Here is a 22,560-nt window from a genome sequence, read left to right on the forward strand (position 1 = left end):
ACTGGTGTGTGACCTTTGGAAATGCAACAAGGTAATACCCTACCACGATCTCGGAGAACTGAATGAGAACACGAAGCGTCTTATTTATCGCTGTGATATTCCTGGTTTCGTTCGTCGGCTCTGTACATGCACAATCGCCGACACCCGAGGTCCCGCCACCTCTGGATGTCGTGACCCTCAAAGATGGAAGTCTCATCTATGGCGAGATCATCGAGTTGACCAATGGTGAATTGAAGGTCAAGACTTCGTTTGGCGTGGGCGATGTCGTCACCATCAAATGGGCTAAGGTGGCGAAGCTCACGGTGAACCATGCGCTTCCGTTTCATTTAAAGGAGGGCACCGTGATTGTCGGGACGGCCGAAGAGGGTCCGGCAGGCACCCTGATGCTGAAAGCCGCGCCAATGTCCGGTGCGTTGACCGTCCCGTTGGAGTCCGTCAGCACCATCAATCCGCTGATCCAGCCGCCCGTCGTCTATTCCGGCGGTCTGACCGCAGGGCTATCACAGAACGGCGGCAACTCACATCTTCGAAATGCCAGCCTACTAGGAGACATGACGGGACGGAGCGAATCGCTCAGACTGACGCTCTACGGTCGGTACATCTATGGTGATGACAACGGAAGGTTGATCACCCGGAATGCACGCGGCACGATCAAGCTCGACTTCTTTATTACCAAGAAGTTGTATTGGTTCGCGTCGTCTTATTTTGAGCAAGACACCTTTCAAGATATCAAGCTCCGGACCGCACTCTCCTCAGGTCCCGGCTATCAGTTCATTGACAAGAACGATTTTACGAGCCCATATTTGCGGGATATGACGCTCTACGCTGAGAGTGGTATCGCATATTTCAATGAAGACTTTTCGGTAGCGCCCGATCGAACATCGCTTCGCGCACGAGTATCGGTGAAGTGGAACTGGCCGATTCTCGATGAACGAATGACCTTTTATCATTATGATGAGGTGTTCCCCTCGCTTCAAAACACTCAGGACTTTTATCTCACCTCGGATCAGGGCATTCGTGTCAAGATCATTGAAGGCTTCGTCAGCGGATTTCAACTGACCTATCGGTACAACAATATGCCGCCGCCGGGCATCAAGAGTTCCGACACGCTCTTTCTTATGACCATTGGCTACACCTTCGACACCAGCAGAAAACGAACCTAGCGGGTCACTCACAATGGGAGGATCATATGCTGAAAGAATTTAAAGACTTCGCCATGAGAGGGAATGTCCTGGATATGGCGATCGGTGTCATTCTGGGTGCAGCGTTTGGAAAAATCGTGTCGTCCTTCGTCAGCGACATTCTCATGCCGCCGATTGGCTTACTCTTGGGGCACGTCGACTTCTCGAGCTTGTTCGTGAATCTGTCCGGGCAACCGCAGCCGTCTCTGGCCGCGGCCAAATCGGCCGGTGTCCCCACCATCAACTACGGAGTATTTCTCCAAACCATCCTGGATTTTACGATCATTGCGTTTGTGATTTTTATGGTGGTGAAGCAGGTCAACCGCTTCAACAAGCCAGATGCTCCCGCGTCGCCGTCGAACAAGAATTGCCCGTATTGTTTATCGGAGATCCCAGTGAAGGCGACACGATGTGCACATTGCACCTCTGATGTAAAGGCGGCCTAAATAATTTCTATTGCCTTTCAGTGGGAGAGGTCGTTGTATTTCCCCGGCAGGCCTGTCGCTCACTTTCTCTCTCCGAGCGCGTAATCGCTTGGCAGGGCCGCGTTTTCTACTAGCAAAATTCTAAGGATTGATTATACTGATAGGCGTTACTGCTGATGGAGACGAAGCACGGTGAGAACCGAAACGGCTAAAAGCGCCTTTGAACGATTGCCCACCGGAACAGAAACCATTCTGGTGGTCGATGACGACAATAACGTGCGCGCCTTGATTCGAGAAACTTTGAAGATGAAGGGCTACCATGTCTTAGAGGCCCAATTTAATAGCGGCGCCTTAATGGCCTCGGGACGACATCGAGGGCCCATTCACTTGATGATTGCCGATGTCATGATGCCCGGACTCAATGGCCGAGAGCTGGGTCGCCGGCTCGAATCGCTGCGTCCGGATATGAGGACTCTCTACATTTCCGGCTATCCCCGTGAAGTCCTTTTAGAGGAGCATATTCTCGAGGACGGATCGGTGTTTCTTCAGAAACCGCTCAGTCCGGAGACGCTGCTGCCGAAAGTCCGGGAGCTTTTGGATGCAACCGGAGGGTACCATCAGAGTACGGATCACGCAAATGACGAATTCGTGCTGAACATGTTGCAGTCGTTGCTGACCAGGAAGAAAGAATTCGAGCTCTCCAAAGAGCAGACGGCAAAGCTCGAAGCGCTGTTGATCGAGTACGAGGAAGCGCGGCTGGCGTGTGAAGCCGAATTTATGGTCGCTGAGTTGCACATTCAGACACTGGCCCAAGATGATCAGACGCCCGCTGCTGAAATTGAAGCGGCGCTTCGGAATTCAGAACGGGCCCAGACGACCGCGCGTTTGGAAGGTCTTAAGGCATTGCAGGCTGCTGAAGCCATGCTCTCCTCCGAGCAACGACAAAGGATGGTGGCTGCATACCCTCACGGGAGACGACGGGTAGGAGACCCCATGCGTCCGCTGTAGCTTTTGACTCTCTGTACGCTTCCGTTAGGATGCACACTCTCTCGGTTTCATAAACTCGATCAAGCGGTTCTCTGCCCAAAATACATCTTCTTCCGCCTGCGGCCGTTGCACAAATCCGCAATGACCACCCTGCCGAGGCGCGATAAACCGAATGTATGTATTGCTGTGGAGCGCGGGTGTGTCGAAGATTCGATACGGGATGAAGGGGTCGTCCTGAGCCGTCAGGACAAGAGTGGGGACTGCAATCTGTTGAAGCACATGGCGAGCGCCGACCCGTTCGTAATAGTCTGCGGCGTTGAGGAATCCCCCATCAGGAGCGGTATAAACGTCATCAAACGCCCGCAAGCTCCGAATGGATGAAAGCGCCGTGACATCAAAACGATCGGGAAACAGCGCCGCTTTGCGCTTGAGCCTAGCCTGCATGCTGGTTAAAAAATGTCGATGATAGATCCAATTGCTCCGCTGCTCTAGGGCCGCCACGCAGGCCGCGGGGTCGATATTGGGACATACGGCCATTACGCCTTTGAGTGGCGCGAACGAAGCCTGCACTTCTCCAGCCATTCGCAAGACCAAATTTCCGCCCATAGAGTAACCCGCGAACCATAAACGCTCAAGTCCATCTTTCTCGGCCAGCTCCGTGGCAACGGCCAGGAGATCCGCGGTCAGACCGCTATGGTACAGCGTCGGTGTTTCATGTTCCGTCCCGCCACAATTGCGCTGATTGATCCGAATCGTATTGAACCCGGCTCGCCACGCCTTTGTCGCAATGCCACGCATATACCGTGACTCGCTGCAGCCTTCCAGCCCATGGACCAAGAGGAGCGTCCCATGTCCCGGAGGGTGTGGCTGCCAATGACAGTAACCTAAAATACGAGAGCCGGCCGCGACGGTGAACAAGCGAGGTTCACATGGAATTCCTCGTAAGAGGCCATGGCGCGGCCACCACCGCGGTGCGATGGTCATTGTATGGGGATTGCGCATCAGTGGGTGAGGAATAAATGGAATGACCCCATTGATGATTGACATGCCGTATTTTAAACTCGGGTCCCGGCGGGCTTCAATCAACGCGACATGGAATGGATGACCCGTTTGGCGTATGATAATGGCGCCATTAACGAGGAGCGGTATGATTCAAGAACGTATTGAAGAAGTGACGCGTGCAAATCAGGACTTTTATCAAGCGTTCGAACATCTTGATATTGCGCGGATGGATCAAATCTGGGCAAAGCAAGATTATGTTACGTGCATTCATCCAGGTTGGCCGCATCGCGTGGGTTGGCCGGCGGTGCGCGACTCCTGGGTGTTAATATTCAACAATACGTTCTCGATGAAGTTTGAGTTGGCCGATATCTTAGTCCAGGTGGCCGGCGATCTGGCCTGGGTCATTTGCATGGAAAATATCACCAGCTACCAAGGAGAGACGACCCAGGAGAGTCAGATTCTCGCAACCAATCTTTATGAGCGGATAGAGGGTCGATGGTACCTTATCCACCATCACGGATCGCCGGTGATGGGGTGAGGGTGGTGGAGGGCGGGGGGCGCCCTTTGTGCTCGCACACCGCGCACGTTAAGAAAGTGCTCGGTGCATGCGCGCAGAGAATGGCGACCCTCCCGCCCTCCGGTCATTTCTAGATGCGAAGAGTGAAGAAGAAGTTGGAGGAGGGAAGGGACGGCGTGCTCCCAGAGCGCGCACAATCGGAATGTGCTCGCTCGATGGGCGAAGGGGAGGTCAGCCTGACCGACTCTCGCGTTGTTTTAGAGAAAAGAGAGCGCTGGAAAAGCGTAGAGGATAGAGGGCGAAGGAAGGAATCACTTTAGTGCTGAACCATGAAAAGAAGAAACAGAGCAAGCTATTCGGCCGCCATGACGGTTTTTCGCCATTCGGTGACAATCGTGTCTCGCTCGTTCATGGTCATGCCGGCATATTTCGTGAACATCGCGGGGCCACGACGACGTCGCCATGTCACAAAATTAATGAAATGTTCTTTGCAGAGGGAAGTAGTCCCGCCGGGCGCATAAGCCTGGTTCGTGCAGCCTTCAATTAAGCAACGTTCGTCGTTCATAGGAATCTTGTTCCTTTCCACAAGGAATATCAGCACTAGTATGCCGGACCTTCTTTCATGGTTGCAAGAGGTACACCGGTGTTCGCCCCTGTCCCATGCACGCATGCAGCGATGGGCTCATGGGCAGGGATAGTTGAAATGCGGACCTATCAGTTATGATTCTCCGTCGTATTCCCATCGCCATCGGCTCATTTCTTCTTGCGGCCCTGCTAGCATGTGAGCCCTCCTATCGGCCGGGACTGCCGCCAGGCAGTCCGTTTGCCGACGAGGAACCGAGTGACTCAATCTTACAACACGGGGTCGCGACGGGCGATGTCAGTAGTCATGCTGCACGAGTATGGCTCCGGACAAATGGCGCGTCGGCGGTTCTAGTGGAATGGATGGATGGGGTGGCATCATTCAAATCCGCTCCTCTCCAGACCACTAAAGATCAGGACTATACGACTTCGGTGTTGCTCGATGACCTGAAGCCGGAGACTGCCTATCGATATGTCGTTCGGGCCGGCCCACCGGATGAACCCACAGACCGCGGGCGAATCGAGCACACTGCGGAAGGCCGGTTCACCACGCCGCCTTCAGATGATCACGCCAAGCCGTTCACGTTTCTGTGGAGTGGTGACCTGGGAGGGCAACAACGCTGCCGTCGAACGCCGTCGGGCTATGCGATCTTTGATGAGATGCTTCGCCGCCGACCACATTTCATGATTTTCTTAGGCGACACAATTTACGCCGACGATCGTTGTCCTTCCCCCCCGAATGCGCCGGGGAGCGAGTCGACCGCATCATCACTGGATGAATACCGTGCCAAACATCGATATCAACGGCAGGATGCCGCTCTGCAACGCTTTTTAGCAGCCATACCGGTTTATGCGATTTGGGATGATCATGAAGTCCGTAATAATTTTTCGGGTCCTATCGATCCGCTGATGCCGGCCGGACGTCAGGCGTTGCTGGAATACTGGCCCATTATGGCCCCGAAGGAGGATCCATTCCGGCTCTATCGAAAGTTCCGATGGGGGGCTGATGCAGAGGTGTTCATTTTGGACACCAGGCAATACCGCAGTTTCAATGGTCAGAAAGATGGGCCCAACAAGACCATGCTTGGAAGCGCACAGCGCGAATGGTTAATAGAGGGGCTCACCAAATCCACGGCAACATGGAAATTTATCGCGACGAGCGTGCCGCTTTCCAATCAAAAAGGCGGAACGCTCCTGCTGCCGGGCAATGACAGTTGGGCTCGAGGTTCGGATGGGACCGGGTTCTTCACCGAACTGCGCAGTATCGTCGATAGCCTTCTAGCGCACCGCATTTCCAATATCGTCTGGCTCGCCGGGGATGTGCACTATGCGCAGGTGAACGATTATGATCCGGACGGGGACGGCATCACGGATTTCTATGAGTTTATTTGCGGTCCTCTCTCGGCCGCCTATGCAAGGCCGGTCCCTCCTAGTACCGATCTTAAGCCTAGGAGCGTGTTTAGCGAAGGCGGTTTTGCCAACTTTGGCGCGGTGACGGTTGAGGGGTCGAATTTACGGCTTGCCATCGTAGATGAGTCGGGGACCCCTCGCTTCGAACGCACCATTCAGGCACGAGCGTCGAGTCCTCGATAGACCCCTTGCATTCTGCAACACCTCACAGGTACCGTAACAATCTGTTTGGCACTCATCCCGCGTTCATCGAAATAAGCGGCGGCAGCGTGCCGATGGGCAAATATACGACGTGATAGTCAGCATATTCGGATGGAAGGAGACGATGTTATGGCGGGTTCGATGACAGCAGAAGAAGTGTGGAAACAAGTTCAAGATGCAGCGGCGTCCGCGACTGCTCCCGACGAGAAAGCGCTGCAGATCGATTACAACGCGCTCCGCGAAAACATTCAGAAGGCGCTGGGCAATCGGAAGGTTGCGATGATACACATCAATCGCTTTCTGCCGGAAGGGTACGAGGATCAGGGACGATTTAATGTTCTCTTACTGACCGGCGGAAAGGTCGTCTACGATATGGTCGTCGGCGATTCGTACTTTCGCTACGACATCGTGTCGGTCAACGATTTGGATAAGATTCAGCTTATCGATGCGGTGTGGGAAAATCGAGAGAAGCGACGGGAAGAGCCGTTCCTCAGTCTTCGGCTGATGCATGCTGATGAGACGCACTTGTTGCTGGCATTGGATAACGACGAGCGCAAGAGCCTCTTGGCGTTTACGGAGGCCGTCTCAAACGCGCGTCATCCGGAGAATTAACACGTGACGGCGGAGTGTGCTTACGATCCTATGAGGAGGTGTAGAGCGGCAACGGGCGGACCGTCGCGTCGTAACGTTGCCCGTCGATCTCGACGGTTAGTGTGGTGCCTGGCGATGCAAGGTCCCGCAAAGGGAATCCAAATGCGATGGAGCAGCCGAATGACGGGGAGTGGGCCGCGCTGCTAACCCAGCCGACCTCCCGTTCACCGCTGAACAATTTGGCCCCCATTTTGGGGATCACCGGATCCAGAAGGACTAGAGCAACCATTCGGCGGCGGACACTTCCATAGGTGTCCATTCGAGCGACGACTTCTTGCCCGGGATAACAGCCCTTGCTCAAACTAAAGGCCTTGCCTTCCAAGTTGGCTTCCGGTGGAACAATCTCCTCCGTTAGCTCGGTTCCCGCCTTAGGGAATCCGGCTTCAAGCCGAAGCATTTCGCGCGCCTCGGTTCCAAACGGCTTCAGCCCCATCGGTTCGCCAACGACCCATAGCCGTTCCCAGACCGAAACGAGTGCGTCCGCTGGAATCAAGATTTCGACATCCGTCTCGCCGGTTTCTTCCGTCCGCACCAGAAGAGCTTGGTGACCGTCGATCTCCTGTGTCAGGAACGTTAGTGGCTGCAACTTGCCGACATCGCATCCAAACGTCTCCTGGATCAACATAGGAGCCTGAGGGCCGCTGATAAGGAGGAGTCCCCAGGACTCCGCGGCATTTTCCATTTTGGCTTTTGTACCGTACAAGAGAAATTTGCGTAACGCTTGAAAGGTCGTCTCGCCAATCTCGCCGACGTCTTCCACCATCAGCGCATCGGGGAGCGCGTACACCCGAAAATACGACAGCATCTTGCCTTTATGTGTAAGAAGGCTTGAATAGAGCCCGTGGCCCGCTCTGAGTGGCAGAATGTCATTGCTGATGATGCTCTGCAGCCATTTCACCCGGTCGTCACCCGTCACGCGAAGCTTCCCACGGTGAGAAAGGTCGGCGATGCCGACTTTATTTCTCACGGCCGTGTGTTCTGCCACCGGATCACCGTAATTCCGGGGAACGTCCCACCCGGAGACTTCTTCGAACGTGGCCCCGTGTTTCGCGTGCTGGCCCTGAAGGCGTAGCTGTCTCATTCGTTCTTCTGTCCTTGTAATGGTGTACTACTGATGCACAGGACTTCTTCGACTAATCCTCGGGTCCGCGCCGAAAATTCGTTTCGAGACACAATCTTGGTCACCCCTAATTCCTTTGCCTTCTTCCAGGTGTCCACCTCTTCATGATTGGCATAGGCTAACGTGGGCATCGATGTCCGGGATTGAGCTCCTTGTATATGACGTAGGGCGTCAAATGCATCAACCTTCTCGTCGTTCATGTTCAGGATAATCGCTGATGGAGCCGACGTGATGAGCTTTTCAGCAAAATCGCCCTGCGTTCGAGCCCGCTCCAGCACATAGCCATGAGGGAGCAACGCATCCCGAATCTTCGTATAGAAGAAGATATCGGTCACCGCCACCAGAATCGTCTTCTTGTCATTGTCCATTGTTTTCTTCTGTAGCGGCTGCTCAAAATGGTCTTGAGCGAGGCCGCAGGTGAAGTCAAAGCCGGAGGCGTAGCCTTTGGGCTACGTTGAGGACTTTGATGAACCGAGAACGAAGCCCAAGGCCATTTTCAGCAGTCGCTTAATTGAGCATGCTGATGACCCGGCCTAACGCCTTCTTCGCCAACGAATAATTTGGGTTGAGTGTCAGAGCTTTCTTATAACAATCGATGGCTTCCGACCATTGCCCTTTGCGTTCATAGACCCGCCCCAAATTCAGATGCGGAAACGCCGGACTCTCATAGCGCCTCGCTTGTAATGCTTTTTCAAACCATGGAATGGCTTCGTCGTACTCGCCCTTTTCGATCAAATATGCCCCGATGTCGTTGTAGGGATTTCCAAATTCAGGATCGACTTGGATCGCATGCTGACACTCTTCGATCGCATCGTCGAGTTGTCCCATGAAACTATAGGTCCAACCCAGGAACGTATAGGCTTCCGCCGTCGGATGGCTTTGGATCGACTGCTTGTAGAGGTTCACCGCCTCTTCCAGTTCGCCTTTCATCTGATGCTCGTAGGCCTTCTGGAAGTAGCTCCACGCTTCCTTCTTATCCTCTTCGCGTCCTTCGCCTTGAATCAAAAAATCTTGAATATCCATAATTAGCCTGTTGAAAAAGGCATGTTCACACCCACTTGCCCCAAGCGTGCCAAGTTGCCCTCCTTCACGCTGTGCGTTCTCGGCACACACAGTCCCCCACGCACCCGCGGGAAAGAGCCGGTCTTGGGTGGCTCCGGGGTGGGCGCCTGAAATAAGGGTACGTTTCCGGTCGTTTCTCGCCAGTGGCCTCGGTGGCTGATCTTTTGAGCAGCCTGCCAGGCCAACAAAAATAGGAGGACTAGTTACTCCTGTTTTAGCTTCTTCTTAATCAGCTCAGCTCCGTAACGCCCGGATAGTAACATCGAGCCGAACGCCGGGCCCATACGCGGCGTGCCGTGCACGGCCGAGACGGCGAGCCCAACGACGAAGCAATTGGGATAGACCTCGCCCGTATGCTCCATGACATCTTCTTCTGACCGTGAGACCCACATCGCTCCGTTCCCGGGAACTGTTTTGTACAGATTCCGGCGATGCAACAGGTTTACGACGACGGCATCGTGACCGGTGGCATCAACCACTATTTTACTCTCCAGCGCGATCGGATCGACATGGATGATATCATGCCCTGCCATCTCGGCCGTCGTGTTATTGACCACCACGCCTTCCAAGATCCCGTCTCGCCGCAAGATGAGGTCGACCACGCGGGTCAGGTTCATAATTTTTGCTCCAGCCTGGTACGCGCCGGCGATCAATCCCGCCGTGGCATGAGGCGGATCGACGATGTACATGCCTTCGCAGTCCTTGATTTGTTTGCACGGGACACTGAGTTCACCCAAAATTTCATTGGCTGGCGCACAAATCGTAGCCTTGTTCATAAGGTAGCCGCCGGACCAAAAGCCGCCGCCTAACGCGAGGGATTGCTCGATGACAAGGGTGCGGAACCCCATCATGGCGAGATCGCGAGCGCAAATGAGGCCCGACGGCCCGGCGCCGACAATGATCACGTCGCTTTCGATCAGTTGGTCAAACTCTTTGTACCACTCACGCGCGATCTGACGAGTGATGTCGCGCTCGCGCAGCGGCGCCGGTTTTACCTTCCCCATGCGATACTCCTTCAAAGGATGCCGAAAACGACCACCTTCACACCCTCCCTCACGAGACGCGCCGAGACGCGTCCGTTCCCGAGGTTCGTTCTCCGTTCGTCAACATCCTCAACGTACCCCAGAGGGTACGCCTGCGGCGTTGACTTCACCTGCGGGCTCGTTGGATGACCGTTTTAAGCATCCTTTCCTGCTACTGGTAAATTTCTGCTCCAGATTTGCGGAACTCTTCGGATTTCTCTTTCATGCCGACTTCGAGCGCTCGCTCCTCATCCAACTGCTTCTGTACGGCATAGTCCCTGACATCCTGTGTAATTTTCATGGAACAGAAATGCGGACCGCACATGGAGCAGAAATGCGCGACTTTGGCAGCATTATCCGGGAGGGTCGCGTCGTGAAAGATGCGGGCCGTATCCGGGTCGAGCGACAGATTGAATTGGTCTTCCCATCGAAATTCGAATCGAGCCTTTGAGAGCGCGTTGTCCCGCGCTTGTGCGCCTGGATGGCCCTTGGCCAAATCAGCGGCATGTGCGGCGATCTTATACGTGATCACTCCGACTTTCACATCTTCCCGGTTAGGCAGGCCGAGGTGTTCTTTCGGTGTGACATAGCAGAGCATCGCACAGCCATACCAGCCGATCATCGCGGCGCCGATGCCTGATGTAATATGATCGTATCCGGGCGCGATGTCGGTGGTCAGCGGGCCGAGCGTATAGAACGGCGCTTCATCACACTCTTTCAGTTGCTTCTCCATGTTGACCTGGATCAGGTGCATGGGGACATGGCCCGGCCCTTCGATCATCACTTGCACGTCGTGCCGCCATGCAATTTTCGTCAGTTCGCCCAATGTCTCCAGCTCGGCGAATTGCGCGGCATCGTTCGCGTCGGCAATCGAACCCGGGCGCAGACCGTCTCCTAGGCTAAAGGAGACGTCGTAGGCCTTCATGATTTCGCAGATCTCCTCGAAGTGCGTATAGGCGAAATTCTCCTGATGATGCGCCAAGCACCACTTCGCGTGGATGGAGCCGCCCCGCGAGACGATGCCCGTCATGCGAGACGCAGTCATCGGGACATAGGGTAATCGCACGCCGGCGTGAATAGTAAAATAGTCAACGCCCTGCTCGGCTTGTTCGATTAAGGTATCCCGGAAAATGTCCCACGTAAGCTCCTCGGCCTTTCCCCCAACCTTTTCCAGCGCCTGATAGATCGGCACGGTTCCGATAGGGACTGGAGAATTGCGAAGAATCCACTCACGCGTTTCATGAATGTTTTTGCCGGTGGACAAGTCCATGACCGTGTCTCCGCCCCAGCGGATGGACCAGATCATCTTATCGACTTCTTCTTCGATGGAGGAGGCGATGGCGGAGTTGCCGATATTGGCATTGATCTTCACCAGAAAGTTGCGGCCGATAATCATCGGTTCGCTTTCTGGATGATTGATATTTGCCGGAATGATGGCCCGTCCGCGCGCCACCTCATCACGCACAAATTCCGGAGTAATTGTGGGCGGAATGCGAGCGCCCCAGGCCTGTCCCGGATGCTCCGCAACCCCGCCTCCATGGCTCTTGTTGCCGGGGATCAGGTCGCGTCCTCTCTCACGGCGCTGATTCTCGCGGATGGCGATGTACTCCATTTCGGGCGTAATGATTCCCTTGCGTGCGTAATGCATTTGGCTAACGTTGTGGCCGGCTTTCGCGCGAAGCGGCTTGCGGATGTGCTGAAATCGCAGCTCGGCCAATTTGGGGTCCGAGGCGCGCATCCGTCCGTAGGTAGACGTGACGTTCGGCAACTCCTGAACATCGTTGCGGCTCATAATCCATGACCGTCGGTGAGGGGAAAGGCCGGCACGGATATCGATGGTGACGTTCGGATCCGTGTACGGTCCCGACGTGTCGTAGACGGTAACCGATCGGTTTTCGACGGCAGGCCCTCCATTGGCCGTCCTTGTCGGCGTGAGCTGAATTTCACGCATCGCGACACGGACTCCCGGCAAAGTCCCATCCACGTACACTTTACGAGATGCGGGAAACGGAGCGGTGGTCAGTGTCGTATCAACGGTGTAATGCCCATTGCCTGTTCCGCTTCCGTTCGCCGTGTCTCGGCCGCTGTGTGAAGGTTGTGGATGGCTCATGAGATCCTCCGGTTATCCAAATAAAAAAGCCGCACCAGATTCAGGGTGCGGCTTGGTCTTCCAAAACTATCCGCTTCCCTACGCTGGCATTATCCAGGTCAGGTTCTGAGGGTTGTCCCTTCGGACTCTCAGCCTTTTGAAGACGGCTCCCCTAGCTAGGGAACGATCCTACACCTTGGTTTTTCTCCCTGTCAATTGGGCATTTCGGCCTATTAGCCTATGAACTAGGCCGGAAGATTCATTGATTGTCGGCAGGGGCTATCGTACAATTCATTGTATAATTGGTTCATTGTTGTGACGGGTGGCCGCCATGAAGGGACTCCAGAGGCAATGAAATTGCTTGAGACAACAGAGCTACCGCTGATCGACTATCAGCATTTGTCGGCTAAGGAGCTCTTTGCCCGCACGGCGGCAGCGAAGCGCACGCTCGGCGATAACGTTCTGATCCTGGGACACAACTACCAGCGCGACGAAGTCATTGAGCATGCAGATCTTCGGGGTGATTCCCTGATGCTGTCCAAACTGGCGGCGCAGCACGCCGAACGCCCCAATATCATTTTTTGTGGTGTGCATTTCATGGCTGAGACCGCTGACATTCTAAGCCGGTCACAACAAACTGTGATTCTCCCGGACCTCGCTGCCGGATGTTCGATGGCGGATATGGCTGCGATCGAGCAAGTCGAGCAGTGTTGGGAGACGCTCGGCCGCATTCTGCCCGTCGAAGAGACGGTCATGCCGGCCGTCTACGTCAATTCCGCTGCCGTGCTCAAAGCCTTTTGCGGCGAGCATGGCGGCATTACATGCACGTCTTCCAATGCCCGCGCCGTTATTGAATGGGGATGGGCCAGGCGGGAAAAGATCTTATTCTTCCCGGACGAGCATCTGGGGCGCAATACGGCCAATAAAATGGGGATACCGCGCGATCAAATGATTGTGTGGGATCCGAATATGCCTAAGGGCGGGAACACGGTCGACGCGATCAAGCGCGCACGGCTGATCTTATGGAAAGGCCACTGCAGCGTCCATCAAATGTTCCAACCCGCGCACGTGGATTATTTTCGAAAGCAATATCCGGATGGGAAAGTCATCGTGCATCCGGAATGCCACGAGAACGTTGTCAATAAGGCCGATCTCGTCGGGTCCACGGAGTTCATCATCAAGACCGTAAGTGCCGCTCCTGCCGGTACGATATGGGCGGTGGGAACAGAACTCAATCTCGTCAACCGTCTCAAGCGGCTCCAACATGATAAGCGGGTCTTTTTTCTCTCGTCCACCGTCTGTCAATGTGCCACCATGTTTCGTATTGACGCTTCCCACCTGTGCTGGGCGATAGAGAATCTGGCGGAAGGACATGTGGTCAACCGTATTGTCGTGCCGGATGATGAGAAGATCTGGGCAAAGATCGCCTTGGATCGTATGATGGCGGTCAGTTAAACGCAGGCCTCATCATTCGACAATTCTTACCCCAGCCGAAATTTCTTCTTGCAGAACGCCGTGCGCTAGATTAACTACAACGTGATGGATTACAAAGCCACCCTCAATTTGCCTCGAACCGATTTTCCCATGAAGGCAAATCTGCCTCAGCGGGAACCGGAGATGCTTGCGTGGTGGCAGCAGGAAAGATTGTACGAGCAGCTCCAGGAAGCGGGAAAGGGCCGGCCGCTGTATGTACTCCATGATGGTCCACCGTATGCGAACGGACGGATTCACATTGGCCACGCCCTTAATAAGATTTTGAAAGACATCATCATCAAGTCGAAGACGATGGCCGGATTTCATGCGCCGTACGTACCCGGATGGGATTGCCATGGGCTGCCGATCGAGCATCAAGTGTTGAAGGAATTAGGTGAGAAAAAGAGTCAGCTTGATACGCTGACGATCCGGAAGCTGTGCCGCGAGTATGCTGAGAAGTACGTCACCATCCAGCGTGATGAATTCAAGCGGTTGGGTGTATTCGGTGACTGGGATCATCCGTATCTCACGATGGATCCGGCCTATGAGGCGACAGTTCTGCGCGCATTCGGTACATTCGTGGAGAAGGGGGGCGTCTACAAGGGACTCAAGCCGGTTCTCTGGTGCACGTACGATCAGACGGCTTTGGCGGAAGCGGAAGTTGAATACGAGGATCACACGTCGCCCTCGATCTATGTCAAGTTCCCAGTCGCTCAGTCTCCAAGCGTCCTCAGCAGTCTCTTTCATCTTCCATTTCCCGGGGATGGGACACAGGTGTCCGTGGTGATCTGGACCACGACTCCATGGACCCTTCCCGCAAATCAGGCCGTCTGCCTTCATCCCGACATCGAATATGCCTTCGTGAAAGTCGGCACGGAAGTGTTCATCATCGCCCAACCATTGGTTGAGTCGGTCGCGAAGGCGTGTTCGTTTTCGGCCTATACGATATTGGGTACAAAAAAGGGGAGCGAAGGATTCGAGGGGTTGGAGACGCAACGTCCACTGACAACCGGACTATCGCCGATCCTGCTCGGGGACTTCGTCACGCTCGATCAAGGTACGGGTGCCGTTCACATTGCCCCCGGACATGGGCAAGAAGACTATGTGTTGGTGCTGTCGCACAATGCCACAGCGAGGCCAGGCGAACGGCTCGAAATTCTCGCTCCCGTCGACAACGCCGGGCGGTTCACGGATGTGGTGAAAGAGTTTGCCGGACAGCATGTGTTCAAGGCAAATCCCGCCATCGTCGAATTGCTGAAAGCCTCGGGCCGACTCCTCGGCCATGGATCGATCACGCATTCCTATCCCCACTGCTGGCGCTGCAAGAACCCGGTAATTTTCCGGGCGACGGAGCAATGGTTCGTCTCGATGGAGACGAATCAGTTACGTCAAAAGGCGATGGAGCAGATCGAACGGAAAGTGAAATGGATCCCATCATGGGGTAAAGATCGCATCGGCGGGATGATATCCAATCGACCGGATTGGTGCCTGTCCCGTCAACGTGTATGGGGCGTTCCGATTCCCGGTTTTACGTGCGCGGGATGTCAGACCGTCTTAGCGGATCCAACGGTAATTCAGCATGTCGCAGAGCTCGTCGCGAAACATGGGGCGGACATCTGGTTCCAAAAATCGGCGGCCGAGATGGTTCCTGCAGGAACCACATGCGCCAAGTGTGCCAAGACTTCGTTTGAAAAGGAGAAAGACATTCTTGACGTGTGGTTTGAATCCGGCGTGAGCTATGAGGCTGTGCTGAAGCCGCGACAGTGGTGGCCGGCTGCCTTGTACCTCGAAGGATCGGATCAGCACCGCGGCTGGTTTCATAGCGCCTTGCTGGCCGGTGTCACGACCGACGACCGCGCGCCATATGATGCCGTGCTCACGCACGGGTTTGTCCTCGACGGCCAAGGTCGAAAAATGTCGAAGTCAGCCGGCAATGTAGTCGCGCCGCAGGACGTGATCAAGCAATCCGGCGCCGAGATTTTACGACTGTGGGTCTCCGCCCAAGACTATCGCGAGGACCTCCGGATTTCGAGCGAGATTCTGAACCAGCTGATCGAGGCGTACCGAAAAATCCGCAACACGTGCCGGTTCTTGCTCAGCAATCTCTATGACTTCGATCCGTCGATTCATGCCGTTCCCTACGAGCAATTGCCGGAATTGGACCGCTGGGCACTTACGCGCCTGGCCGACCTGATTCCCCGCGTCACGAAGGCCTATGAGGATTTTGAGTTTCACGCGATTTTCCACGCGCTCAATAATTTTTGCTCCGTCGACATGAGCGCCGTCTATCTAGATATTCTGAAGGATCGTCTTTACACATTTCGCAAAGACTCGCCGCTTCGCCGAAGCTCGCAAACCGTGCTGCTGGAGATCGTGGTCGCGCTGACTAAACTCATGGCGCCGATTCTGAGTTTTACGGCTGAAGAAATTTGGCGGGCTTTGGCGGCGACGATGAAGTGTGATGGCAAGGCTGATAGCGTACACTTGGGTTTCTTTCCAAGAGCGGATCAAAGATGGGTGGATGAAAGTCTTGCGCGGCGTTGGAACCGGCTTCTTACATATCGAGAAGAGGTTCAGTGGCATCTGGAGTTATCTAGGAAGAATAAGGTTATTGGGTCCTCCTTGGAGGCTCAAGTTACTTTGGCGGCCAAACCGGAAGTGTATCAATTTCTTAAACACTATGAGTCTGACCTGTCGACATTACTTATTGTCTCAAAGGTAAAGCTTGAATCTAATTCAACAATAGCATCAGACATTATGACAAGTGTTCAGAAAATTAATGTTCCCAAGTGCGAACGTTGCTGGAACTATCGTGAAGCTGTGGGTATCGATAAGGATCATCCGACACTCTGTGATCGATGTCTTGAGGCGATTCGGTGATGAGCAGGAATGCCCGATATCTCATTCTCGCATTCCTTACCGTGTCGACCGTGGTGCTGGATCAAGTCAGCAAAGTGCAGATCATGCAGACCATGCGGTTGCATGAATCGATTCCCATATTTCCGGAATTTTTCAGTCTCACCTACATTCGCAATCCTGGAGCGGCTTTTGGCTTGCTGGCCTCCAGCGGTCAGGCGTTTCGGCTAATCTTCTTCGGGGTGACGTCGGTTTTTGCGTTGGGGTTGCTCGGCATGATTTTCTTTCGCCTACGTCAGGACGATTGGGTGGGGCAGCTCAGTATCGCGGCGATTCTCGGCGGCGCCATCGGTAATTTATTGGACCGCGTGCGTTTCGGAGAAGTCATCGACTTCTTAGACTTCTCTATCAATGGCTACCATTGGCCCGCCTTCAACGTGGCCGACGCCGCAATCAGCGTCGGTGTCTTTTTTCTCATTCTTCACTTCGCGCTGGATAAGAAAGAGGAGGAGGGAGTGCTGCAGCAGGGCCGCCTATAGCAGCGCTTCGACGTCCTTTTACGTTCCGGCGACGTGCCGATGCCTCTGTCGCGCGATCATCTTTAACCTGCCACGTGGTCCATGGGTCGGCTCGCCGTGTCGAGTGCTTCTTCCACTGTGGATTTCAATGCGTCTGCATCCAATAGCTTTGATAAAAATCCGCTTGCCCCCATTTCGACGGCTTTCGATTCGAGCCCTTCGGTGAGGTATTCGGACATCAATAAGATGGGAAGCTTTGGGCGAATCGCTCGTATGCGATGAATGAGCTCCGTGCCAGTCATTTCAGGCATGCATTGGTCGACGATGACCAAATTATAATCGAAATTGACAATGGCCTCCCAGGCGCGTCGGGCAGAAAGACAGACGTTGACTTCGGCATGGGAGAGTTTGGTGCGGAGCGTGGCTGCGACGGCATCCAAAACGGTTGGACTATCATCGATGAGAAGGATTTGCGTCGGGGCGTTCTCTTGTGGCTTTGTCGCTTCATCATCGAGCCAGCGAATCTGGTAATGATCTTCCTCGAAACAATGTTTCCCCTCGTGATTGATGGAACGTTGACATTGAACGACTAGACGGGTTCCCTCACGATCAAGATCGTGGCCGGCTGGACATCGGTCCGGGTCATTCGTGTTCATGGGTGGCCTCCTCAATAGTGGTGTGAGGCGTCGATCGGAATCCGCGGTGAAGACGTCCTCGTTGACAAGCGAAAGATTTCTGGAGAGACATATTTCGACACTCCCGTTTGCCACCGCGGCCGCTCGCGGCAGACTGCAAGTCGCGCGGTAAACTCACACTGGTCAATCATATGGGGTGAGCACAGCGGCTCCTTCCGGACGACATGTCAATGGGCTTAACGCCTACATCATTGATGCGCTATATCCTACGCTAATTCTTGAAAAAGAAAATTCGTCAAGATACTGCAGAGAGATTACGTAATGTGCCGCATGACGTAGCCAGAGACAACATCGTCTTGGATGTTGATCCTGATGAGAAATGTAATGTGAATTCGCGGCGCGGAGGGATAGGACGATAGCGGTATGGATGCTACGTGGAGAGGTTCACGATGAAGCCACCGTGCTCTTTGAGTTGCCGCTGTTGTTCCATGGAGAAGAACGCCAGCGGTTCACTGTGACAGAATCGACACTCTTTCGTGGTCACCGACGCTCCGGCCTCGCCGATGTTTTCCAGGTGTTGCTTTGCGAGTTTGAGGGCAGTCGCTTCATCCGTCGTCATGACATCAAAGTGCAGTCTGCCTTGCTTGCCGTTGACCCATGTGTCAAACACCTTGACGGTGTCGGTCGAGGTCTCTGTCATCTTCTCCTCCTGTCGATTGGTTCGTCATACTGACTAGTAAAACATAATCAACACGATGATGCCGAGCGCGATTCGATAATAGGCGAAGCTGGACAGCGTATGTTGTTTGACAAAGGCTAAAAATGCGGCGATCACGGCCCAGGCGACGAAGAAGGAGACGATGAGGCCGACCATGAGCGCGACAAGATCCTGCTGAGTGAAGATCGAGAACGACTTCAGCATTTTATAGGCCGTCGCGACGATCATCGTCGGCAGAGCCAGAAAAAACGAGTATTCCGTCGCGACGCGACGATCCATGCCGGCTAAGAGCCCTCCAATGATCGTCGCGCCGGAACGAGAGACGCCGGGGAACAAGGCACAGCACTGGGCCAGGCCGACCATGAGCGCAGTTCTGACGCTTACCTGGTCGAGTGTCGTCACATGAACCCGTTTGTGGGCCGCCTCGACCCATAAAATGATTGCGCCACCGACGATCAAGGCCGCCGCCACGGTCTGCGGCGTGAAGAGATGCTGTTCGATCCAATCGTGGGCGACAAACCCCACCAGGGCAGCGGGAAGAAACGCGATCAGCAATCCGATCAAAAACCACAGGCTGCGGTGTTGCTCGATTGAGCGCCTCAGAATACCGGCTGAGCCCGTTCCTTCCCATACACCGTGTCGCGGAGTACTTTGCAGCAGGTTCAGCAACGCGATCAACTCTTGAGCGGCCTGTGAAAACAGCGAGGCAATTTTGTGTCGTTCGTACACCATAATGGCCAGAATGGAGCCTAGTTGGATGGCGACTTCGGCCGTATCCGCCACCGCCCCCGTGAATCCCATTAAATGGCCGACGATAATCAGGTGCCCCGTGGACGAGACGGGAAGAAATTCTGTCAGGCCTTCCACCAGCCCTAAGATCGCTGCTAGTTCCAATCCAAGGGATGATCCGTCTGATTCGCGCATTCTCTGGTCCTCTTTCCATATGTTCGGAAGCGGGCGGCATCATCACAGACTGCCGGCAGCCAGTCAAGCCAGGGAGAGGCGCACACTCGGTAGGTCAGTCCTATGGGCCTCTACTATTGACAAAAGAGCGATGATCAACTACACATCAACTTTGTAGCTCACTGGAAACAGTGTAGCATGTGCGGGGACCAGGCTAGTGGAGGACGGGATGAAGACGTATGCAGTGATGGTCGTCATGGCATTCGCGCTGAGCACCTCGGGATGCGTCAGTAAAGATAAATACATGGCCGCGACGGCCGAAGTCGAGTCCAGCAAGGCCGATCTGGAAAAAGCGCGGGCTCAGAAAAACGCTCTGGACCAACAGGTAAAAAGTTTAAAAGATGCCAATGCGAAATTGACGGCCGATTCGGAATTCATGTCGGCGGAATTGCAGCGTATCAAGGACAGCCGGGATAAAGAGCGGTCGAATATCGACACCCGGACCAAAGATCTCGAGCAGAAACTCAAAGAAATGACGGCCCATCAGCGCATGTTGAAGCAGGAATACGAGGACGTTAAAAAGCACAACGAAACGCTCAAATCCACCGTCGCTCGATATCAAAAGGAACTGAAAGAGCGGGAACGCTCGATCTCGTTGCCGACGCCGCCGGCACAGCCAAAGTCGCCGGACTTGGTGCCCGCGCCGTCTGCAAAGACCGATACGGCTCCCTCCTTGCCGAGCGCCCCCGCTATCGCGGCGCCGCAGCCTGCGGCTCCATCAGCCGGCGTAGCTCCCGTCAACATCAATACGGCTTCGCCCAGCGACCTCGTATTGTTTTTGGGACTGACCAAGGATATGGCTGAACGAGTAGTCGCGAATCGTCCGTATAAGATTAAAGGGGAGTTGGTGGCCAAAAACATTATGCCGAAGGCCACCTTTGATCTGTTGAAGGACAGAATTACCGTCGCGCAATAAGGCATTTCATATGTCTGCACCGGAGGCTACTCGCCACGCGGCGGGTAGCCTCTTTTATTATCGACGAAAGACGCGGGTCTTTCGGCCCGCCATGTCCTTGCTCGTCCTGTGCGAAAGCTCGTAGAATGACCTCCATGCGGAAAGCCATTTGGATACTGAGTGTGATTGCGGTGGCAGTCGCTATTGGAGGATACGTATTTTTTAGCGGGGAACGCAAATCTCCGGTCCGCTACAAAAGTGCTCCGATCCAGCGTGGATCGATCGTGTCTGTCGTCACCGCCACGGGGTCGATCAACCCGATGACGACGGTGCAGGTCGGCAGTCAGGTGTCAGGCATGATCGAAAGCCTGCACGCGGATTTTAATTCCAGCGTCGCAAAGGGGCAGGTCGTGGCCCGGATCGACCCCTTCCCGTATCGTGCCAGGCGCGATCAGGCTGCGGCCAACCTCGCGAATGCGAAGGCCGTGCTGATTAAGGCGAAGGTCGACCTCTCCCAACGCAAACGAGAATTGGATCGGGTGCAATCTCTGGTCAAGCAAGAATTCGTGTCTCGAGCTGAAGTCGATACGGCGCTGACGGCGCATGAAGGTGCCATTGCGACGCTCGCGGTTTCAGAAGCGGCTGTGAAGCAGGCGGCAGCGGCCCTTGAGGCAGCTGAGTTGGATTTGACCTATACCGTTATTCGCTCCCCCGTTGATGGGACGGTTATTTCGAGACAGGTGGAGGTCGGCCAGCGTCTTTCGGCCAGTTTTTCCATTCCAACGTTGTTTTTGATTGCCGAAGACCTGACCCAGATGCAAGTGGATGCAGCGGTGAGCGAGTCGGATATCGGCGGCATGTCGATCGGTAAGGAGGCCACCTTTACGGTCGATGCCTATCCCGGAGTCCAGTTTCAAGGCCGGGTGCGGCAGGTCCGGAACGCTCCCGTCAGTGTTCAGAATGTTGTGACGTATGACGTCGTGGTGGGCGTAGAGAACAAAGACCTGCGGCTGAAACCAGGGATGACGGCCAACGTGGCCATTATCGTCGCTCAGGTAGACGATGCGCTGAAAGTTCCCAATGCAGCGTTTCGATTTACCCCAGCCAGATCAGAATTGCCCGAAGGTACCGCTGGACTGGCGGTTTCAACCTCTCAGGGCCACACCCCAGGCCACCGGGGTCCGAGTGATGCCAAGACTGTATGGAAAATGGGAACGTCTGGAGATCCCGAGCCGGTTCCAGTTCACGTGGGCATCTCCGACGGAAGCGTGACTGAAATTATCACGGACGCCCTGACAGAGACGGATGAAGTGATCATCGGTATTGAGGCATCCCGGAGCGGCCGCAAACCGGAATCCTTACCGCCTGGATTTGGCTCCGGGCAGCCGCGGCGTCCGCGCGAACGAGGAATGTAGGGAAGAGGAGGACTGGCCCCGTCTGTCCTCACGCAGCGGGCACTATAAGAATGCGCTCGCCGAACGTGCGTAGGGGAGGGGAAGCCCAGTCCTTCCTCTGTGAGAAGTTGTCAGAGGAAAAGGATATTGGGTTCCCTCATCGTTTGCCAAGATCTCTGGAAGATCTACCGATTGGGAGATGTCGAAGTTCAGGCGCTTCGTGGTCTGAGTGTCGCGATTGAGCAAGGCGAATTTGTGGCACTTATGGGCGCATCGGGCTCGGGTAAGTCGACACTCATGAATGTGCTCGGCTGTCTGGATGTCCCGACGAAGGGACACTATCGGTTGGGTGGCCGGGATGTCGCTTCTGCGACTCAGGACGAACTTGCGGATATTCGCAATCGGCAAATCGGCTTCGTCTTTCAAAACTTCAATCTTATTCCTCGCACGAGCGCCTTGGAAAACGTGCAACTTCCTTTGTTCTATAGGGGAGTGCCACTTCGTGACCAACGCGTTCGTGCCGCCGATGCGCTGAATCGTGTGGGACTGGCTGGGCACGGACACCACTTTCCGTCTCAACTGTCCGGTGGTCAACAGCAACGGGTCGCCATTGCACGTGCGCTCGTCGCGGCTCCGGCTATCCTCCTGGCCGATGAACCCACCGGCAATCTTGACACCGAATCGAGTCATGACATTATGGGGATTCTTGCCGATCTCAATCGACGGGACGGTCTCACCGTTCTTGTCGTAACGCACGATTCGGATGTCGCCGCCTATACCTCCAGGGAGGTCTTGCTGAAAGACGGGCACCTGGTCGGTGACCGGCACCGGATTCCGTCAGAGGTCGCGACGCAATAGA

The 22,560-nt window shown here is 54.8% G+C and carries 22 protein-coding genes and 1 riboswitch; of the genes, 12 read left to right on the forward strand and 10 right to left on the reverse strand.

What is annotated here, in order from left to right:
* Positions 1–62: 62 nt before the first annotated feature.
* From ACWHYZ_RS06640 to ACWHYZ_RS06650, 3 genes are all read left to right on the forward strand, one after another.
* Positions 63–1,163, forward strand: coding sequence for a DUF481 domain-containing protein (locus ACWHYZ_RS06640; RefSeq protein WP_447986495.1), 1,101 nt, complete (start codon positions 63–65; stop codon positions 1,161–1,163).
* Positions 1,164–1,189: 26 nt separating this feature from the next.
* On the forward strand, positions 1,190–1,627 hold the full coding sequence (gene mscL / locus ACWHYZ_RS06645; RefSeq protein WP_447986496.1) for a large-conductance mechanosensitive channel protein MscL: 438 nt from the start codon (positions 1,190–1,192) through the stop codon (positions 1,625–1,627).
* A 171-nt stretch (positions 1,628–1,798) separates the two neighbouring features.
* Positions 1,799–2,614, forward strand: coding sequence for a response regulator (locus tag ACWHYZ_RS06650; protein ID WP_447986497.1), 816 nt, complete (start codon positions 1,799–1,801; stop codon positions 2,612–2,614).
* A 24-nt stretch (positions 2,615–2,638) separates the two neighbouring features.
* Here ACWHYZ_RS06650 and ACWHYZ_RS06655 read toward each other — a convergent pair whose 3' ends face one another.
* Complete coding sequence (locus ACWHYZ_RS06655; RefSeq protein WP_447986498.1) at positions 2,639–3,640, reverse strand: YheT family hydrolase; 1,002 nt, start codon at positions 3,638–3,640, stop codon at positions 2,639–2,641.
* Positions 3,641–3,740: 100 nt separating this feature from the next.
* Between ACWHYZ_RS06655 and ACWHYZ_RS06660 the strand changes: the two genes are divergently transcribed.
* Positions 3,741–4,133, forward strand: coding sequence for a nuclear transport factor 2 family protein (locus tag ACWHYZ_RS06660; RefSeq protein ID WP_447986499.1), 393 nt, complete (start codon positions 3,741–3,743; stop codon positions 4,131–4,133).
* A gap of 331 nt (positions 4,134–4,464) precedes the next feature.
* On the opposite strand, the gene ACWHYZ_RS06665 is transcribed toward ACWHYZ_RS06660, so the two are convergent.
* Positions 4,465–4,677 carry a hypothetical protein gene (locus tag ACWHYZ_RS06665; RefSeq protein WP_447986500.1) on the reverse strand — a complete coding sequence of 71 codons (213 nt, stop codon included), beginning with the start codon at positions 4,675–4,677 and terminating at the stop codon, positions 4,465–4,467.
* A 155-nt stretch (positions 4,678–4,832) separates the two neighbouring features.
* Here ACWHYZ_RS06665 and ACWHYZ_RS06670 point away from each other — a divergent pair, with 155 nt between their 5' ends.
* Entirely contained in the window at positions 4,833–6,287 is a 1,455-nt protein-coding gene (locus ACWHYZ_RS06670; RefSeq protein WP_447986501.1) for an alkaline phosphatase D family protein, read from the forward strand.
* 147 nt (positions 6,288–6,434) lie between these two features.
* Positions 6,435–6,917: a hypothetical protein gene (locus ACWHYZ_RS06675; RefSeq protein ID WP_447986502.1), complete on the forward strand. Its 483-nt coding sequence runs from the start codon at positions 6,435–6,437 to the stop codon at positions 6,915–6,917.
* 28 nt (positions 6,918–6,945) lie between these two features.
* Here the strand turns inward: ACWHYZ_RS06675 and ygfZ are convergent, their stop codons facing one another.
* The 5 genes from ygfZ to thiC all read right to left on the reverse strand — a co-directional run bounded on the left by ygfZ (position 6,946) and on the right by thiC (position 12,270).
* Complete coding sequence (gene ygfZ, locus ACWHYZ_RS06680; RefSeq protein WP_447986503.1) at positions 6,946–8,037, reverse strand: CAF17-like 4Fe-4S cluster assembly/insertion protein YgfZ; 1,092 nt, start codon at positions 8,035–8,037, stop codon at positions 6,946–6,948.
* Complete coding sequence (locus tag ACWHYZ_RS06685; protein WP_447986504.1) at positions 8,034–8,444, reverse strand: response regulator; 411 nt, start codon at positions 8,442–8,444, stop codon at positions 8,034–8,036. The genes ygfZ and ACWHYZ_RS06685 overlap by 4 nt, the downstream gene beginning before the upstream one ends.
* 139 nt (positions 8,445–8,583) lie before the next feature.
* Positions 8,584–9,099 (reverse strand): tetratricopeptide repeat protein, encoded by a 516-nt coding sequence (locus tag ACWHYZ_RS06690; protein WP_447986505.1) that lies wholly within the window; start codon positions 9,097–9,099, stop codon positions 8,584–8,586.
* A 242-nt stretch (positions 9,100–9,341) separates the two neighbouring features.
* Entirely contained in the window at positions 9,342–10,142 is an 801-nt protein-coding gene (locus tag ACWHYZ_RS06695) for a sulfide-dependent adenosine diphosphate thiazole synthase (RefSeq protein ID WP_447986506.1), read from the reverse strand.
* 190 nt (positions 10,143–10,332) lie between these two features.
* Complete coding sequence (gene thiC, locus ACWHYZ_RS06700) at positions 10,333–12,270, reverse strand: phosphomethylpyrimidine synthase ThiC (protein ID WP_447986507.1); 1,938 nt, start codon at positions 12,268–12,270, stop codon at positions 10,333–10,335.
* Between the two features lie 58 nt (positions 12,271–12,328).
* Positions 12,329–12,433: riboswitch (TPP riboswitch) on the reverse strand.
* A 167-nt stretch (positions 12,434–12,600) separates the two neighbouring features.
* Here thiC and nadA point away from each other — a divergent pair.
* The 3 genes from nadA to lspA all read left to right on the forward strand — a co-directional run bounded on the left by nadA (position 12,601) and on the right by lspA (position 17,117).
* Positions 12,601–13,704 (forward strand): quinolinate synthase NadA, encoded by a 1,104-nt coding sequence (gene nadA / locus ACWHYZ_RS06705; RefSeq protein ID WP_447986508.1) that lies wholly within the window; start codon positions 12,601–12,603, stop codon positions 13,702–13,704.
* 84 nt (positions 13,705–13,788) lie between these two features.
* On the forward strand, positions 13,789–16,602 hold the full coding sequence (gene ileS, locus ACWHYZ_RS06710) for an isoleucine--tRNA ligase (RefSeq protein WP_447987529.1): 2,814 nt from the start codon (positions 13,789–13,791) through the stop codon (positions 16,600–16,602).
* Complete coding sequence (lspA, locus tag ACWHYZ_RS06715; RefSeq protein ID WP_447986509.1) at positions 16,602–17,117, forward strand: signal peptidase II; 516 nt, start codon at positions 16,602–16,604, stop codon at positions 17,115–17,117. Before ileS ends, lspA begins: the two co-directional genes overlap by 1 nt.
* 62 nt (positions 17,118–17,179) lie before the next feature.
* On the opposite strand, the gene ACWHYZ_RS06720 is transcribed toward lspA, so the two are convergent.
* The 3 genes from ACWHYZ_RS06720 to ACWHYZ_RS06730 all read right to left on the reverse strand — a co-directional run bounded on the left by ACWHYZ_RS06720 (position 17,180) and on the right by ACWHYZ_RS06730 (position 19,373).
* Complete coding sequence (locus ACWHYZ_RS06720) at positions 17,180–17,752, reverse strand: response regulator (protein ID WP_447986510.1); 573 nt, start codon at positions 17,750–17,752, stop codon at positions 17,180–17,182.
* Between the two features lie 409 nt (positions 17,753–18,161).
* Positions 18,162–18,431, reverse strand: a complete 270-nt coding sequence (locus ACWHYZ_RS06725) for a DUF2024 family protein (protein WP_447986511.1) — start codon at positions 18,429–18,431, stop codon at positions 18,162–18,164.
* A 33-nt stretch (positions 18,432–18,464) separates the two neighbouring features.
* The gene (locus tag ACWHYZ_RS06730; protein ID WP_447986512.1) at positions 18,465–19,373 is read right to left on the reverse strand and encodes an undecaprenyl-diphosphate phosphatase; all 909 of its coding nucleotides are present in this window, start codon (positions 19,371–19,373) and stop codon (positions 18,465–18,467) included.
* Between the two features lie 208 nt (positions 19,374–19,581).
* Here ACWHYZ_RS06730 and ACWHYZ_RS06735 point away from each other — a divergent pair, with 208 nt between their 5' ends.
* From ACWHYZ_RS06735 to ACWHYZ_RS06745, 3 genes are all read left to right on the forward strand, one after another.
* Positions 19,582–20,328 (forward strand): helix-hairpin-helix domain-containing protein, encoded by a 747-nt coding sequence (locus tag ACWHYZ_RS06735; RefSeq protein WP_447986513.1) that lies wholly within the window; start codon positions 19,582–19,584, stop codon positions 20,326–20,328.
* 134 nt (positions 20,329–20,462) lie between these two features.
* On the forward strand, positions 20,463–21,722 hold the full coding sequence (locus tag ACWHYZ_RS06740) for an efflux RND transporter periplasmic adaptor subunit (protein ID WP_447986514.1): 1,260 nt from the start codon (positions 20,463–20,465) through the stop codon (positions 21,720–21,722).
* Positions 21,723–21,848: 126 nt separating this feature from the next.
* Positions 21,849–22,559, forward strand: a complete 711-nt coding sequence (locus tag ACWHYZ_RS06745; protein WP_447986515.1) for an ABC transporter ATP-binding protein — start codon at positions 21,849–21,851, stop codon at positions 22,557–22,559.
* Position 22,560 lies beyond the last annotated feature (1 nt).

It is taken from the genome of Nitrospira sp. Nam74 (assembly GCF_965152615.1).

Bases quoted from the DNA above. Each gene is read 5' to 3' on its own strand.
- ACWHYZ_RS06640 (WP_447986495.1), top strand. From the start codon at position 63: ATGAGAACACGAAGCGTCTTATTTATCGCTGTGATATTCCTGGTTTCG.
- mscL (WP_447986496.1), top strand. From the start codon at position 1,190: ATGCTGAAAGAATTTAAAGACTTCGCCATGAGAGGGAATGTCCTGGAT.
- ACWHYZ_RS06655 (WP_447986498.1), bottom strand. From the start codon at position 3,640: ATGTCAATCATCAATGGGGTCATTCCATTTATTCCTCACCCACTGATG.
- ACWHYZ_RS06660 (WP_447986499.1), top strand. From the start codon at position 3,741: ATGATTCAAGAACGTATTGAAGAAGTGACGCGTGCAAATCAGGACTTT.
- ACWHYZ_RS06665 (WP_447986500.1), bottom strand. From the start codon at position 4,677: ATGAACGACGAACGTTGCTTAATTGAAGGCTGCACGAACCAGGCTTAT.
- ACWHYZ_RS06670 (WP_447986501.1), top strand. From the start codon at position 4,833: ATGATTCTCCGTCGTATTCCCATCGCCATCGGCTCATTTCTTCTTGCG.
- ACWHYZ_RS06675 (WP_447986502.1), top strand. From the start codon at position 6,435: ATGGCGGGTTCGATGACAGCAGAAGAAGTGTGGAAACAAGTTCAAGAT.
- ygfZ (WP_447986503.1), bottom strand. From the start codon at position 8,037: ATGAGACAGCTACGCCTTCAGGGCCAGCACGCGAAACACGGGGCCACG.
- ACWHYZ_RS06685 (WP_447986504.1), bottom strand. From the start codon at position 8,444: ATGGACAATGACAAGAAGACGATTCTGGTGGCGGTGACCGATATCTTC.
- ACWHYZ_RS06690 (WP_447986505.1), bottom strand. From the start codon at position 9,099: ATGGATATTCAAGATTTTTTGATTCAAGGCGAAGGACGCGAAGAGGAT.
- ACWHYZ_RS06695 (WP_447986506.1), bottom strand. From the start codon at position 10,142: ATGGGGAAGGTAAAACCGGCGCCGCTGCGCGAGCGCGACATCACTCGT.
- thiC (WP_447986507.1), bottom strand. From the start codon at position 12,270: ATGAGCCATCCACAACCTTCACACAGCGGCCGAGACACGGCGAACGGA.
- nadA (WP_447986508.1), top strand. From the start codon at position 12,601: ATGAAATTGCTTGAGACAACAGAGCTACCGCTGATCGACTATCAGCAT.
- ileS (WP_447987529.1), top strand. From the start codon at position 13,789: ATGGATTACAAAGCCACCCTCAATTTGCCTCGAACCGATTTTCCCATG.
- lspA (WP_447986509.1), top strand. From the start codon at position 16,602: ATGAGCAGGAATGCCCGATATCTCATTCTCGCATTCCTTACCGTGTCG.
- ACWHYZ_RS06720 (WP_447986510.1), bottom strand. From the start codon at position 17,752: ATGAACACGAATGACCCGGACCGATGTCCAGCCGGCCACGATCTTGAT.
- ACWHYZ_RS06725 (WP_447986511.1), bottom strand. From the start codon at position 18,431: ATGACAGAGACCTCGACCGACACCGTCAAGGTGTTTGACACATGGGTC.
- ACWHYZ_RS06730 (WP_447986512.1), bottom strand. From the start codon at position 19,373: ATGCGCGAATCAGACGGATCATCCCTTGGATTGGAACTAGCAGCGATC.
- ACWHYZ_RS06735 (WP_447986513.1), top strand. From the start codon at position 19,582: ATGAAGACGTATGCAGTGATGGTCGTCATGGCATTCGCGCTGAGCACC.
- ACWHYZ_RS06740 (WP_447986514.1), top strand. From the start codon at position 20,463: ATGCGGAAAGCCATTTGGATACTGAGTGTGATTGCGGTGGCAGTCGCT.